This window comes from Vibrio nitrifigilis (assembly GCF_015686695.1).
Lineage (GTDB): Bacteria > Pseudomonadota > Gammaproteobacteria > Enterobacterales > Vibrionaceae > Vibrio > Vibrio nitrifigilis.
On record NZ_JADPMR010000004.1, the window covers coordinates 676508 to 691545 of the forward strand.

Annotated in this window: 16 protein-coding genes and 1 pseudogene; 6 read left to right on the forward strand and 11 right to left on the reverse strand. The window is 39.7% G+C overall.

Features of this window, described 5'->3' with window-relative positions:
• Positions 1–1267: 1267 nt before the first annotated feature.
• A complete protein-coding gene (locus tag I1A42_RS19350; protein ID WP_161154758.1) occupies positions 1268–1675 on the reverse strand; it encodes a cell envelope integrity protein TolA in 408 nt (135 codons plus the stop codon).
• 835 nt (positions 1676–2510) lie between these two features.
• On the opposite strand from I1A42_RS19350, the gene I1A42_RS19355 reads away from it, so the two are divergent.
• From I1A42_RS19355 to I1A42_RS19365, 3 genes are all read left to right on the forward strand, one after another.
• Positions 2511–4190: a hypothetical protein gene (locus tag I1A42_RS19355; protein ID WP_161155823.1), complete on the forward strand. Its 1680-nt coding sequence runs from the start codon at positions 2511–2513 to the stop codon at positions 4188–4190.
• A gap of 289 nt (positions 4191–4479) precedes the next feature.
• Positions 4480–4734: a helix-turn-helix domain-containing protein gene (locus I1A42_RS19360; RefSeq protein ID WP_196124537.1), complete on the forward strand. Its 255-nt coding sequence runs from the start codon at positions 4480–4482 to the stop codon at positions 4732–4734.
• Positions 4735–4737: 3 nt separating this feature from the next.
• Positions 4738–5973 (forward strand): type II toxin-antitoxin system HipA family toxin, encoded by a 1236-nt coding sequence (locus tag I1A42_RS19365; RefSeq protein WP_161155827.1) that lies wholly within the window; start codon positions 4738–4740, stop codon positions 5971–5973.
• 14 nt (positions 5974–5987) lie between these two features.
• Here I1A42_RS19365 and I1A42_RS19370 read toward each other — a convergent pair whose 3' ends face one another.
• Complete coding sequence (locus I1A42_RS19370) at positions 5988–6734, reverse strand: aminoacyl-tRNA hydrolase (RefSeq protein ID WP_196124539.1); 747 nt, start codon at positions 6732–6734, stop codon at positions 5988–5990.
• Between the two features lie 583 nt (positions 6735–7317).
• Positions 7318–7693 (reverse strand): annotated as a pseudogene (locus tag I1A42_RS19375) (ISNCY family transposase); the annotation flags it as partial.
• 194 nt (positions 7694–7887) lie between these two features.
• On the opposite strand from I1A42_RS19375, the gene I1A42_RS19380 reads away from it, so the two are divergent.
• The gene (locus I1A42_RS19380; RefSeq protein WP_196123141.1) at positions 7888–8262 is read left to right on the forward strand and encodes a phage protein; all 375 of its coding nucleotides are present in this window, start codon (positions 7888–7890) and stop codon (positions 8260–8262) included.
• A 463-nt stretch (positions 8263–8725) separates the two neighbouring features.
• On the opposite strand, the gene I1A42_RS19385 is transcribed toward I1A42_RS19380, so the two are convergent.
• From I1A42_RS19385 to I1A42_RS19415, 8 genes are all read right to left on the reverse strand, one after another.
• Positions 8726–9859, reverse strand: coding sequence for a zonular occludens toxin domain-containing protein (locus I1A42_RS19385; protein ID WP_196123142.1), 1134 nt, complete (start codon positions 9857–9859; stop codon positions 8726–8728).
• Complete coding sequence (locus I1A42_RS19390) at positions 9859–10176, reverse strand: VSK receptor (RefSeq protein ID WP_196123143.1); 318 nt, start codon at positions 10174–10176, stop codon at positions 9859–9861. The genes I1A42_RS19385 and I1A42_RS19390 overlap by 1 nt, the downstream gene beginning before the upstream one ends.
• A 1-nt stretch (position 10177) precedes the next feature.
• A complete protein-coding gene (locus tag I1A42_RS19395; RefSeq protein WP_196123144.1) occupies positions 10178–11575 on the reverse strand; it encodes a hypothetical protein in 1398 nt (465 codons plus the stop codon).
• A gap of 137 nt (positions 11576–11712) precedes the next feature.
• Positions 11713–11847: a hypothetical protein gene (locus I1A42_RS25070; protein WP_268982045.1), complete on the reverse strand. Its 135-nt coding sequence runs from the start codon at positions 11845–11847 to the stop codon at positions 11713–11715.
• A 10-nt stretch (positions 11848–11857) separates the two neighbouring features.
• Positions 11858–12109 (reverse strand): single-stranded DNA-binding protein, encoded by a 252-nt coding sequence (locus I1A42_RS19400; RefSeq protein ID WP_196123145.1) that lies wholly within the window; start codon positions 12107–12109, stop codon positions 11858–11860.
• Between the two features lie 9 nt (positions 12110–12118).
• A complete protein-coding gene (locus I1A42_RS19405; protein WP_196123146.1) occupies positions 12119–12439 on the reverse strand; it encodes a hypothetical protein in 321 nt (106 codons plus the stop codon).
• Positions 12432–13685 carry a replication initiation factor domain-containing protein gene (locus I1A42_RS19410; protein WP_196123147.1) on the reverse strand — a complete coding sequence of 418 codons (1254 nt, stop codon included), beginning with the start codon at positions 13683–13685 and terminating at the stop codon, positions 12432–12434. Before I1A42_RS19410 ends, I1A42_RS19405 begins: the two co-directional genes overlap by 8 nt.
• Complete coding sequence (locus I1A42_RS19415; protein ID WP_196123148.1) at positions 13682–13891, reverse strand: hypothetical protein; 210 nt, start codon at positions 13889–13891, stop codon at positions 13682–13684. The genes I1A42_RS19410 and I1A42_RS19415 overlap by 4 nt, the downstream gene beginning before the upstream one ends.
• A 167-nt stretch (positions 13892–14058) precedes the next feature.
• On the opposite strand from I1A42_RS19415, the gene I1A42_RS19420 reads away from it, so the two are divergent.
• Entirely contained in the window at positions 14059–14427 is a 369-nt protein-coding gene (locus tag I1A42_RS19420; RefSeq protein WP_196124542.1) for a DUF3693 domain-containing protein, read from the forward strand.
• A gap of 137 nt (positions 14428–14564) precedes the next feature.
• Positions 14565–14993, forward strand: a complete 429-nt coding sequence (locus I1A42_RS19425) for a hypothetical protein (RefSeq protein WP_161155831.1) — start codon at positions 14565–14567, stop codon at positions 14991–14993.
• Positions 14994–15038: the final 45 nt, after the last annotated feature.

Sequence of the window (15038 nt, forward strand, 5' to 3'; positions counted from 1 at the left end):
CAGCTATCAATAGGGTAGCACCGTTACTGGTGACCCACTAACTTCTAATACTTGCATCTGTGCACCCTAAATAACCTGATAAAACCTCCCATATTGTACAATCTTTAATAAAAACTATATTTATCATTACCTTATAAAAGAATAATTCACTATACCATTCATGATAGATTTTATTTATGTAATTAAATTACAGGTTTAACTGAAACAACGGTGTAAACACTCACTTCCTTTACAAAGCAAATAAACTATAGCCTTTAGATCTTTTTAGGATCTTAATATCGCATAAAATGATCGTTGTGTGGATAACTTTCACAAACAGCCTCACTTCTGGTCTAGATGATAGTACCTAAGGCACTATAACTAAAGCGAACTTAAGTAAAATAAACGGTAGATAAATTGAAAATAAGAGAGTTAACGACAAGACCTTTTACTAGCTATGCACCAGTATTGGAACTGTCGAAGAAAACAGGGAAGGTTAGGTATTTAAATTTTGATACCGTGGAAGCCTAGTTTTTGAGCTTGATATAAGAGCAACTGCCAACATTAAAGCGCCCTTTACATCAGGGCGCTATTTCATCATTTGATCAGATAATAATGTAGGTAAATAGGGTAATAAGTATCAAACGATTTTATGAAGGTGAGTATTACAAAATCGATGAATAATCACAGCAGACCCGGCTAGAACCAGTAAATTTAGAGCCCAGTCCTGGAGTAGGTAAAAGTAGCAGAACGCACATATGGCAAGTGTGCATGTGGAAAACAATCGATATCGGTTGTGCTTAATCCATTTCATCATATTTCGTCTCCTACGAGGCTTTGTCTCTTGTTCATTGTCAGAAACAACACTCTCGTGACACCGTCACCTTAGCGTTAATCCAACATAACAAGGTTATTTATTTAGCGTTTAACTGACCAGTTCCATGTTACTACCGCTTAATATTTAGTCACTAAAACTGGCGTTTGTAACTGTATTTCTACGCACAGGATCACATAGAAAAGCACGGTTAACGGTTACGCATACGCTTTAGCAAGACATAAGTGACACTCGTCTTACTTATCCACAATCCACCAATTATAAGTGTCTATTTTAAAAATTTGTGTCTAATAAATGAGAATAAAAGGCGACAGACTGCTGCGCCATGATCAATTCGCCACAATCATAGTTTCCTAAATGGAAACAGTGCAATAACTAGATTATCTCTGTTTTATTGATAATAAAAAGTTAAATAATATCATATAGTTATATAGATTAACCGTTGCGGTACTATTATGGGATAAATGTAAGAGTTAAGGTTTGATAGAGCGGATGTAGTAATTTACTTTTTTCGGGAAGAGGAAATTGATAAATATGCCTGATAGCGATATATGCACGATCACATAGACCCTGGTGGTTACTAATTTCAATTTTCTTTAATGCCGCACGCTCGGTGAAATGGATTTTTACCCGGCATTCTTGGCCACGATAGACAGAGACATCCCCCATTTCTGTTTTGATGTCTTCGATAACATCTTTTGCCCATTGTTGCTCAGGGCTACGATCAAAACTATCTTGAAAACCAAATATATCTTTTAAAGCTTTTTGTTGTTCGTGGGCGCTATCTGTATTTGCGCTTAAAGCGTTCTCATTGATGAAGCAGGTCAGAATTATCAATAAGGTCAATATTTCTTTTTTCATAATATTTTGTGTTCGAATTTCTTTATATCGTTATTAGCTGTTACTATTTTACAAACCATGTGATTAAACCAAAGTCTTTCTTCTATAATGTTTATCACAGCGGTGAATAGCTACATTATATTTGGAATGGGCGTATTTGAATACGTAGGTTAGCTCAAACTTCAGCAAGATAGCATGTATCAATTAAAAAACTAATTGGATCACTGTACATTCCACACAAAAAGTACTACCATTGTACGTACACGAACATAAAAATAACTGGAGTTAGTCATGTCTGATAAAGCAGCATACAGATACTATTTATCTTTTGCGGGTTTCCTAGGTTTAATTTTACCTTTCACAGTATTATATCTCGCAGTGAGCCACGGTTAATTAAATAGTACACAGATAATTAATATAAAATAGTGGCTGTAATGCCACTATTTTATTCTCGGATATTTATAATGTTTTATTTCAATAAAGCCATGATTTCATTTTGTATCGCATTTATGAGTTGTGTGGTTGCTTCTTTACTTATATAAAAATCCCTTCATTACACTTTTATCACCCACAAAAGCATTCATAACACGTATTTAAAATTGTTTGATTATAATAATTTTGTATTCATTTTAATTGAAAGCAGATCCCAGTAAAAAACTCAATTGTTAATATAATGTTGTTAGTTTGAGCCTTTATTGTTTTACATATGTACGTATGAGTTAATTTCCTTCTTTTATTTAATGCAATTAGTGTAATATAGTCTTAAATTTGATAAATGATTGACAAAACGTGCCATTAATATAGTATCCATTCAAACTTATATTAGTAAAAACCTAATTTTTTAAGATTTTAGTTTATGGCATATAAAGAGTTAAAGATTAGTCATTTAAAAACGTTAATTGTCGATCGCTCTGACTTTTCCTTAACTAATATACGCAGTATTCTACATAAAATAAGTATTACTGATGTAAAAATAGAAAAAAAAATTGACGCAGCAGAAACTCTAATAAAGAAAAGCATTGAAGATCATTATCTCTACGATTTAATAATTGTAGACTACGATATCTCTAAATTTCTCACGCCTAAGAAAGTTGAAAAGTTTCTACAAATCATAAGTCCCCGCAGTTGCTTGGTTCTAACCAGTGCCGATCACAGTAAAGAAAACATCATCCGTATGCTTGAAAATGAGCCAGATGATATTCTTTTGAAACCCTATCGTATAGATATCTTGAAGAATCGTTTACGCAATAATGCCCGCAACGTTATCGTTACCGGGGACTTGCGTAAAGCTCTAGAGCAGCGCAATAGTAAAGAAATTCTTGAAGCGATTCATGAGATAGAGCGACACAACGAGTACGGTATCTCATCGACTTGGTTGAATAAGTTAAAAATTAAAGCCACTTATGATGATCAGCTCTATGAAAAGACAATTACGGCAGCGGAACACTTCCTTAGTTACAGCGAAGCTGAATGGGCCCGTAATTATCTGTGCCGTTCATTGGTGAAAGAATCCTTTTATGATAAAGCCATTCAAGAAGCGAAAATTGGTCGACGTAAATACCCGATGTCGACCAATTTTTGTGTCGTGATGGGACAGGCATTCCTAATGAAAGGGGATATTAAACAGGCTGAGATTCAATTTCGTAAAGCAGCCGCGATTAATCCAGACTGTATTGATGCTTCTTTAGGTTTAGTTGAAAGTATCGGGCAACACGATAACGTTGACAAGTTAGTTAAACGTTATGAAAAGCTGTTCAATCAAGTGGAAGGGACTATCTACGATAACGTGGATTACTATATTGATTATGCGAATGCTTTAAAAGAGTTATCTGATGTTAGTGTTATTGGTGAACAGATGACTCATCTGATGCTTGCAGACGAAATTTTAAAAAAAGGCAAAGCCAATTTTCCTAACGAATCAATTGTTGATATCAATATTAAGTTACAAGAGGTCGCACGTGACATCATTGAATGTAGAACTAACAACGCGTTAAATATGCTCAATGACATTGTTGATAGTCATCAAGAAGACATTATTTCTTCAGTGAGCACAACGGCGAACGTCGCATTTATGTATGATGTGCTGTGTGAGAAGGATAGATTAGATAAGTTTCTGACTGAATTAGAGTTATCTGAATTGCAACTCTTTAACGGAGTAAGTAATGCTACGAGAATCAAACAATTAACGTTACAACGTTACGCTTCAAGGCGGAAAGGAACCGGTCTTAGCGGTAAGGATTACGCGGCACTAAAAGAGGAAATTAATAACTTTCTTCATCAAAACGATTATGATATGGCTGCTGTTAAGCTTAAAGAGTTATTAGATTATGGTAAGTACGTTCCAAGTTTAATTTTATTCTATTTAAAGTTACGTGTAGTTGGCTGTATTCACAAAAGTTTTAACCGCCGCTCAGTTGCGGCTTATAACGATGCACTTAATTTTGCTCGGAATAATTTAAGACATGAACGTGATTTACACCAATTAGACATGATAGTAAAAAGTTACAAGAGCGATCGTGTTAAAGCAAGCGCTTGAATCATTTACAATGTCACGGTGTCACAAATCAGCCTGTATGCAAATTAATTTATATACATCTACTGGCGCTTAACCTATGGAAGAACTACGATTAAACGGTTAGTTAATTATCTGCATACTTAATATCCCATTCGGATAAACTCCTTTACCCGCATTTATTGCGGGTTTCTTTTATGTGATTATTCACAATACTTCGATTGTTTAACGGCTCGCCAAAAAGTTTACTATATAGTAAACTTTGGCATTAATTATTTAATTTTTGCTATTTAGTAAAATAATGGAGGCAAGTATGAGCCGTTTATCCATAGGTGAAACGCTTAAAGAAGAACGTAAGTCTAAAGCTATGACCCAGAAGCAGGTTGCAATAGAGACCGGTATACATAACACCACAATTTCTCAAATCGAGTCTGGTCGTTTTACTGGTTCACTTGATATCTTAGAACGTTATGTTTGTTACCTTGGTTTTGAACTTAATATCACTCCAATGAAAAGAACACTCCCAGATTTCGATGACCTTAGCACGTTATTTTCTGATGAGGACTGATTGATGTACGAAGATTTCCCGAAACAGATAAAGAAGTTAAAGGTCTCTGCTCAAGGACAACAACTTGGTATCTTAACTCATGAATCAAACCATTTTTATCAACCAACCCAAGATACATTGCATGTCTCTTTAACGATGACTGGCAAAGGGTATGACGGTTATAGCAATGGTGCTTTACATCCTATTTTTTCTCAAAACTTACCTGAAGGTGTTAACCGACGCTACATAGCACAAAAACTAGCAAGGTACGCAAAAGTTGATGATATGTATTTATTATCATTACAAGGTGATAGTGGCATTGGTCAACTCTGTTTCGATGGTGGATATCAATTGCCCAGTGTGGAACCGATGGAATTAGCCGATATCATTAATTATGACGGTTCAACGCCACTGTTTCCACAGTTGATCGAGCGGTATTACCTGAGAAATACATTATCAGGTATGCAACCGAAGGTGAGTATCAGTACGGGGAGAACGGTACAGCAGGCTGATCTCATTGTTAAGGCATGCGATGAAGAATTTCCTTTGCTTACTGTCAATGAATTTGTCTGTATGGAAGCGGCGCGCTTTTGTGGTCTAAACCCACCAAAAACCTATCTATCCGAAAATTTGGAAACCTTCGTCATTGAGAGATTTGATACCCCTGATCCTAATGTGTTTTCTGGATGCCAATTAGGGTATGAAGATTTCACGGTGCTTTTGGGCAAAAGTAACTCTCCTGATGCGAAATACACGGGTAGTTATGAAACGTTACTCAAAGCGACGGCCATTTATACGGGCACTAATTACACGGAAATTGAAAAGATGTATCGCTACGTTGTCTTCAATTGCCTAATTGGTAATGGTGATGCTCATCTAAAAAACTTCGCTTTGCAATATACACCGGATATGCAGAATATTTTTGTGTCACCTCCTTTTGATATCACCCATACGCCAGTTTATCCAACGCTCAATATTACTGGTGTTCAGATGGCATTGAAGATGGCTAAGAGTAAAGAATTCCCAGACCGGAAGACCTTACTCAACCTGGCAGAATCGAAAGAGTTTAAATTAAGAGACGCGAAAGAAATCATTGAATCAACGGCAGAAGGGATTTTGCAATCGATTGAAGGTAGTAGCGAAGTCAGTTTGATTCCAGGTTTAAGGGAGTCCATCATTAAGTCGGTCGATATTGGTGCTTCTTTGGCGTACAACAACAAAGGATACCGTCATGCACCAAAAAGAAAGTATCCGCGCTAGACAACGCATGAACTTTAGCTAAGTAAGTTGAATGTTTTGTACTTAGTGTATTTATGAATGACCTTTGCGTCGATCGGTTGTGTGCAATAGCCAAGGCAGTAGTCATTAAAATAAACACGGCGATAGTGAATGTGGTCTTCATTAAGTAGTGCACTCACTTCTAATAATTTGCTCACTTTCTTGGTGCCCACTACCGTTTTACCAAACGCAGATGTAATCCATTGATAAAGTGGCTCACTGATATTCAAGTTGAGCCGGCCATCGGTAACAGGCTCTAAAATGATGGCCAGGCTTGCCTTAGCAAACAGAGACATGATTTGCTGATCGCTTAATGCCAGAGTCGTTATCAGTTTTCGGTTGATGAAAAACGCTTGTTTGTAATTAATGACGTCGTCGTTAAAAAGAAGACGTTGGGAATCGGGGAGCGCATCACCGAGAACAGTCGAGACTGCGACACATGTTTTCGTCGGGCGCTCAAAGATTGTTTTACCTGCATCTATAATTTCAATATGTTGTTCTTCTTCTGTGGGCAATTCTTGCTGAGAAACGGGGACGATCTTTGGCGCTAGTGCCAAATTTTGTTCCAATGCTGCTCGAGCTGAAGGTGTCAGCGTCAATGTTATATGATTACTTTCTTGTTGTGAGGGTTTCATCCTAGCCAACCAAGCCGCTCCAGTCGCGTGCGCAACCTGGGCGATGGCTTTTCCTAGATTCATATCAATATCATCTGCTAAATAGACAGTGATGTCCTGATTTTTCATGGTTATCCTTTTCTTTTTCAGATAGATAAAGAAATTATCTCATATTCACTCAATAGAAAGATCTTTCTTTTACAACTGTTCTCAGTCAAACACAACGTTAGCCATAACGATACGATATATATATCAAGCGGCCATGATAGAGTAGGGATAACATATAAAAAACTTGGTATAGGCAATTTGTTGTAATTCTTACTGAGTAGGTACTAGACTAAATAGTGATGAAATTGCCTTTCATAAAAACTTGCATGAATATAACTTCCATTCGCCCGCACCCTGCGGGCTTTTTTTGGTGTCTATCCAAAGTGAGGAAATTGTGGTTATAGCGTTGATTAATAAGAAAACCAGTGCGGTTAATGTTTTCTTGTGTAAACTCTGCGGCTTAATCAAAATGATCTAAAATAGGTAAGTTATAATAAGTGACAGTGTAATTAGAATCTCAGCATGTTGGGTCTTAAACAAAGGACCGTTCAATAATTCATTCACACTGCAAAGTGGTCGTTAGGAAACAAAGACAAACAAACTCCCATGATTTGAATCTACCAGCGTCCAGAATCTATGAAATGCGCAAAGGGAAACGCTTATTAGGGCTGCGTCCTTCAAACCAGTCATGATGAGAACCATCAATTTGGATCAGTTCACCCAGGCAATCTCGGCGGTAACGAGGCTGATAAACACGTGGCTGACGTTGCGAATGTGGTACCCAAAGGCCATCGGCGATCATCCACTGGCGTGAGGTCTCATTGGAAACCGGTAAATTATTGATCTCTAACAATTTTTCTTGTGCTAATGTTGGAACAAAATCCGCATAGTGCTTTCGAACAATCGCTAAGATAGTCTGTCGATAGACGCTGTACTTGGCGCTCACTCAAGTTGAGGATATCTGCCGCATCCGCACGGCGTAAACGATGTTCACACACATCATTGATCACTTTGTAACGTGAAAGGTCTTTGTCACTCATAGTTATGTCCCTTAAATCAGTTCACATAAGAATGAGGCTAGCTGTAGAACCTAAAAAAAGAGACATTTTAACTTTGCTAAAAAGTGACATTACAACTTTGCTCTTACTACCTTAGTGCGTATTATGTAAACTTAAGGTAAATAGTGCGTCAAGTTGCAGTGAAATAAACTCTACCCCTTTGAGGGTAGAAGTTAGTGAAGTACAACGAGATGACCAAAAACTATGTTTTTCGTGAATTAAAATGTGGTTTAACCATCGAAGAAACAGCCGAAATATGTTTTAAAACTGTGAGAACCGTCAAAGAATGGGACGCAGGAAAACCAATACCAAAAGAGTGTAGGCGATTGATGAGAGTTATATCGAATAGAGAACTACACCACAGTGAGCAGTGGGAACAATTCGAAGTAAGGAACGGGAGACTAAAGTTACCAACAGGGCAATACGTTACACCGCAACAAATTTTAACAGGAATTGCACTATTGGAAATCCAATCAATAAACGAAATTGGCGTTAACACAAAACTGTTAAAGTACGCCAGAGCACTTGCCAAGTTAATGCCAAACCGATAAATCATGTCTCATTTTGAGACAAGGGTACACATGTATAAAAAGACAGGGTAAGCGGTTCGCCCTGTATTTATCCTTAAGACTTTCACCCCGTATTACTATACGGGGCGCGCTAAATTCAAAACCCTGCATCTCCAAAAACCGACCGACCGGAGCAAGAACCGGTACGAATTTAAACGCTGAACTACCTCAATGGTCTAGCAGGAGGAAGGGAAGTTTTTTCAACAAAGGCAAGGACGCAGGTTTTCGCACGTTTTATCCTGGCAATCAATTTAGTCCTGGGGGCGTGCTTGTACCGCTAAAGCGGTGAGTCGCTCCGCTCCGTGTCGCGCAAGCGCGAGATAGTCGGGAGGAGTTGTATGTCATTTTTGACATACAGAATTGACATACAAACAAACAGGGGGGGTTATTCCTTTCCTCGGTTCCTCCCCGGCGAAACGGGGCCCCTCCGAGGAAAGGACATAGACTAGAATTTTATTGGGGATGCTTCTGCAATTAAATCCGGCTGAGTCATTACAGCCTCTCTACAAACTACTATTCTTGATGAATCGTGAAAATACGCCTCATAAACACATGAGGCCAATTCTTTAAATTCATAACCCATCTTCTTTAAATCATAGTTATTAAGCGTAAACATTTTCTGAGCGCCAGAATATACATCAAGATAAACACGATTAAATGTATTATCGGCATCGACAACCGTATCGTTTCTTTTTCTGGATATATAGGAAACTTGTTTAGAATATCCAGCCACAAATAAATCATAATCAGCTAATGGGCCAAAATTCTTACGCCTTGGTTTGGGCGAACCGCTAGGAACCTGAGCCTTTGTATTTACAGTAACAGTTGACTGAACTTTATTTACATGGGCATGTTTGACTGTTTTATCTTCCCTTATTACAAGCTGATAGACCAACAAAACAATGGTCAAGCAGAACATGAAACCAGCACCAATGAAAGGCCATGTTTTCCAGAGTGGCTTAACATCAGCCGCAGCAGCCTCGACAACAGCACCGGAACTTTGAGTGTGACTCTGATAGAAGGGAAAATACTCTTTCTTATATCTACGCTGCTCGACGTTTAAGTCCTCGGACGTATCACCAAGGCGCACTTTCTTGGTGTAGGTCTTATCGCTACCAAAAGCGGTATTTTTAGCGCAGTAATACGTCATTTCAATCATTGCCTTAACGTCCTTATGAATCTTGCGTAGATTCTGCGTTAAGAGAACAATATCTATCCCGTAGTGACCATGAAGCGAGTAAAACTCTAATATCTTTGAGTCTAGCTGTCTGTTTGGTAGAACCATATGAGCCTCATCCACAACGAAAAGAGGCCCACGGTTTTGCTCATCACGCCAATCATCTTGGTAATCTTCAAAGCGCGAAAAAGGGCGCTGCATACTGCCGTATTCTGATAACTTGCCGTCTACCACCTTGATAAGGTCTCTAACATGAGGGCCGAATACCTTAACGAACTGGTCAACGTTAAGTGACACATTAGTCACGACCTTGCGACCATCTTGAATGGCAGGAATTATATGATAGACAACAGACTCGTATGATTTACCGCTACGAGGACGGCCAACAATACCATATATCATTATGAGCCCAACCTTGTGAACGGAATCAACTGTAGAACGAGACGAATACCAATGGCAGTCGCTATCAATACCAAGCAATTAGGCAGTCCAATATTGGACAGAACCCAAGCAGCGGTTGAAGGTATAGAATCAGTTAATTCAGACAAATCAAAGGGAGCAAATAACGTCATAATATAACTAATGACGACCTCGATTAAATCAAATATTTGGTCGAATACCCATGCAAATAAATCCTTAAGCGCATCTACCAGACTTAGAAATAACTTATAGAAGAACTCTAATAAGTCATTAAATAATTCTACTATCCAATCCCACATATTAACCCCCGAATATTATTTTGCGGCAAGCAAATAGAGTTGAAATGTACATGATGATTCGGACTAAATAGAATATCGTGTCCCAATCAATATAATCATTAAAATCAAACGTACCCAGTAGCCAGAATTCCATTGTTAGACTCGGTCTAGACGCATTAGACAAGTCGATTGAACCGAATATGTCACTAATGCCACTAGTGACCGTCTCAGCGATGGAATCAAATCGGTCATTAAAGACCCCGACAATTCCGTCAGGATAACTAGGCGTATAGAACGATTCACAAGTTTCCCCATCTAAGCAACCATCACTCAGGCCAGCGCCAGACGTGTCCAAATTCCCAAGGCCCGTGACCGCATCAGCAATTGTTCCAACATCATCACCAATTCCATCAACAGCCGAAGCGATACCATCAACCGATTCACCAACAGCATCAACAGAGTCTTTAACGTCAGACACTGAATCATTCACCAAATCAACGGAGTCTTTGACGTTAGTCACTGCATCAGTATTGGCTTGCATCTTCTCGTTAAAATCACTATTGAGCGCCTCAATAGCCGCTTGAGTTTGATTACCTTCTGAGACGACAGCCGAATCAATAGAATTAAGGGCCGATGTCACACTAGAATTCATGGTATCAACAGCAGACACGACTGCATCTAAATCGGCATCACTGGTTGAATCATCGGAAGAGTCGGAACCATCAGACGAGCCAGAATCGTCCGATGAATCAGAACCATCATCAGAGCCGGAATCGCCAGAATCTGAACCATCGTCAGAACCTGAATCACCTGAATCTGAATCATCGCCACTAGTAGAACGTGAACTAATACCGTCCTCATCGCATGATTCGCCAGTAGAGATAAGCGAAGATGAACAGGTTCCAAGAGTATCGGAGCAAACAGAGGAGTTATCTTTATAGGTACAACTGGACGCACAAACATACACATGAGTGCCGTAAGTACTGTAATCCCAACTATAGGAGCTTGTTTCTAATCCCGCCTCACAGGATTCCGTGTCATCGTCCCCGCCATCATCGGTTGACTCTTCACAAACACCATCATCATTCAAAGACTCACCGTCAGGACATGATTCTGTGGTATATGTACCAAACGCGATAAGTGCGTAAGAAGAGAAAGAACCACTACCATTTTCTGGACTTGTATACGAACCACTACCATAAACACGATTCCCACTATCATAAACCGTTTCTATCGTGTACGTGAAAACACCACGAGTAAACTCCATTCCTACGAAACAATTATATGAAGTGAAAACTTCCCCAACAGTATTTAGGCAAGTTAAGCCCTGCAAACTAACTTGTTCGACTTGGTAGTAAGTTGTCGAATATGAATAAAAGGGTGAGCCGAGAAAAAGGAATAGTAAAAGAAGTCGTTTCATACTGTCACCTAAACAAAAGGGAGCCGAAGCCCCCTTGATTAGTCGAAGTTCTGAGACGCTACAAAGCCAGCGAGTCCACCCAGTAGCGCAAAAACAATTAACTGAATATCGTGCAGGGCAATGAGCATATTCAGACCTTACGCTTTGTTGATAGCGCGCTTAGCAAGCGTAATTGCTTTCATTGCCAAAGCGATACCAACGATAGCCACGCCCGCAGTACCAATGTAACCAGCTACTGTAGAAAGGTCGATTGCGCCAAAAATGTCATCCATAGTCGTTACCTCAAATTGTACGTATTAATCGAATAGCTATCTTGATTGCATAGGTAGATAAGTAGCCAACTGCAAAGACAGCGAAGAAACCGAAGCTAAACGCAGAGCCAGCATCGGCGGCGGTAATCTGTGTGTATGACGACAATGTATTGTACTCATCGACTGTTATACCGATATAACCCGATGAATCACCGCAGTCCTCAAGGGAGGTGTCAGTTACTGCGAGAAATCCATCACTATTAGGTATCAAACAAACAGACATACCGATTCCTTATTTCTGGATTGGTTTAATATCGACAACCCAGTTTTTCTGAATGTTATTAGGGTCAACATCCAAAACTAAATCGCATTCCAAAGGGAACTGGTTTTCAAACGTTTGGAGCTTATGCAGCAAGCTCAGATTGTCCGTACTCATTGGAACGGTTTTTTGCATCAGGCCAACGCGAGTACAGCGACCTGATTGTGATTCTGTCCAACCGTCATTAGCACCGAGAATGTTAACGACAGCGAAGTTGTAAGGTCTGTTAGAGCCTTTTGATGTACCTTGACTGTGTTCGCAGCCAAGAATATGAGCACGAATAGTGTTAGCCATGAGCTAGTTCTCCAGTTTTTTGATGGTGGTATTCCCAGCCGACTGGAAAGTTTATTCGGTCGGGAATGTCGTTTAATTCAAACCCACGTGTCAGAACTTCCATCACGTGAGAGTCATCTTCATAGAGCAAGCGCATAGCGTTAACGAGCTTGCCATATTGAACGCGAGCATGTTTGATTGCATTTTCTAGGTTGGTTTTAAACGTCAGCTTAACCGTAGAAATACGAACTGGTTGCACCTCAGAAATGAGTGAGGCTAGGGCAGGATAAGCACCTGCAAAATAAGGGTCAGGATTGACGATAATATCCAAAGGAATCACGCGATAACGGTTGCCTATTTGAACCTCGAAACGATTCCAATTTGGGTATTCCGTAGAGTTAAGTTGAGCGCCTTTATGGTAGCCACGGAACAACTTTCCGTTATTACGGTCGCCAACATAAAATGTATGGCCCTTATCAGGAACAAAGCCACATTTGCGCTTATCGGTAGCACTAGCGCCAGTACCGCCAAGGAACTCACCCCAACAAGGCGGTTTACCTTGAGTGATGAACATGCCATCTTGATAACGTTCTTTGATTTCATCGATGGTTATGTTTCCTTCTAGGTCATCTAGGGCCAAGTCAACACGGGTTAACTTAGTGCCAGCCATTTGAGACAGTGCCTTGTGTAAACGTTCCATGCTGATAGCGGTGCAGCCTTTACCAGAGAACGACACATAGAAACCAAAGTTAGCCGCACCCCAAGCAACAATCCCAGCTTGGATACCGTTACAAAGAAGTTTTGCACTGTAGCGATAACCGGAATAACCACCGCGACGTTCTACCGTCCAAACGTTGCCGTCATAGGAAATTTCTTCCTGTAACAACTCTAAAAATGATTCGAGTTCACCATGACAAAGGACGTCCAACATATCGATGCCAATGTTTGAAATGAGCTGTTGGTAAGAGTCATGGAAAGATGTGTCCGATTCGATATACAAATCAGCATCACATAACGCGTTATTAAGAGCCGAAAAGTACAGGTCTTTATTGGCGTAGTCGTTTTCATCTACGCATCCGAGAACTTGAGCCAAGTTTTCACCGAAATAGGCGATTTTCTTGTTTTCTTCACGCATAGTAGCCATTGGGTGAGCCGACTTAGCGGAACCATCAGCAAAGGCATAACGTTGTTTGGCCATTTCTTTACAACGCTCAAGAATCAGAGGCGTGCCAGAGAATGATACATAGTCGATGATAGTGCGGCTCATAACCATTCCCCTTGGTTGTCAAACGCACCAGAGGCGCGCAAATCCGGTTCATTTTCTGGCGTAACTTCGATAAGGTCGCGTCCTGAATCACATGCGTATGAATACATTTCCATGCGAGTGCGGAAGTAATCTGGATAACCATCGATTGAGACGTAATAACCGTCATCATCAGCCCAGTAATACACAGGAGAGTTAGTACCGCACATAAAAGAAACCACCTTAACCAGCTTAGGGAGACCGCCAGAATCGGGTTAAGGCCGAAACCAGCGGTCAAAATTGCGAATTAACGCAATCATAGTTGCAGATTTTCGCAATTACTAGATGCGAAAAAACGCAACCAATGAGCTATTATCGGGAAAACGGAGGAATTGCCATGTACCAAAGTAAACTGTTAGATGCCTATAAACAGGCTCAAAACTACGTACAAGACAAGCAAATAGCACATGACTTAAACGTGAACCCGTCAAGAATCTGCGAAATGCGCAAAGGGAAACGTTATATATCTGATTCAGAAGCAGTTTTTCTAGCTGAAAACTCAGGAATTGACCCTGAGATAGCATTGTTAGGTTGTCACGCTGACCGCAATGAAAATCCGCACATCAAGCAGCTATGGGAAACCATCGCAAAAAAATTTAACGGGCATGGATTACATTTAAATTCAATGGCATACGTCAGTTTAGGAACGCTCGCCAGCATGCCTTTAATCGAGCACTTACAGTACGCATTATATGTGTTATGTTAAATTCACCCTCAGTGTAAGTTAGTACACCAACTCTTCCTTTCATTATTTTATTCAACATAAGTCATTTACCATAAAGTATATAATATTCCTATTTGTCATCTTCGATTAAAAATAGGAATATTATTGCTGGCTATGTAATGCCATTGCGTTTTGTGTCTGTGTTAAACTTGGCCATTCAATATCTCGAGCATCTTACTACTGCAGGCCTTAATGATTTGGTGGAATTAGATAAAATCCGTTGTTTAATGGCAACATCACTCATGATCGAAGCTATTACTCACAACAGAGATCATCGTTGGTTTGAACAATTTCGAGTCGGTCGATTGGACGAACATGATTTGGAAATGATGTTTTTGGGTATGATTCAACTTAATCAATTACCGAATACATTACCGCTTAGTAAAAAGCAACCAGAACAAACTAAACGCTTTAATGCTCGGGTCAACTCTGTCAATTACTTGGTTGCGGTTAAGATTATTCGAATGTGGCACAACATGAAATTTGGCTCTATTCATTATCGTGAGCGTATTCGCTATTACTTTACTCACGTGGAATCAATGAATTAATAAAAAGCGGCATAAGCGTAATGCCTCCCCAGCTAGAGCTAGCTT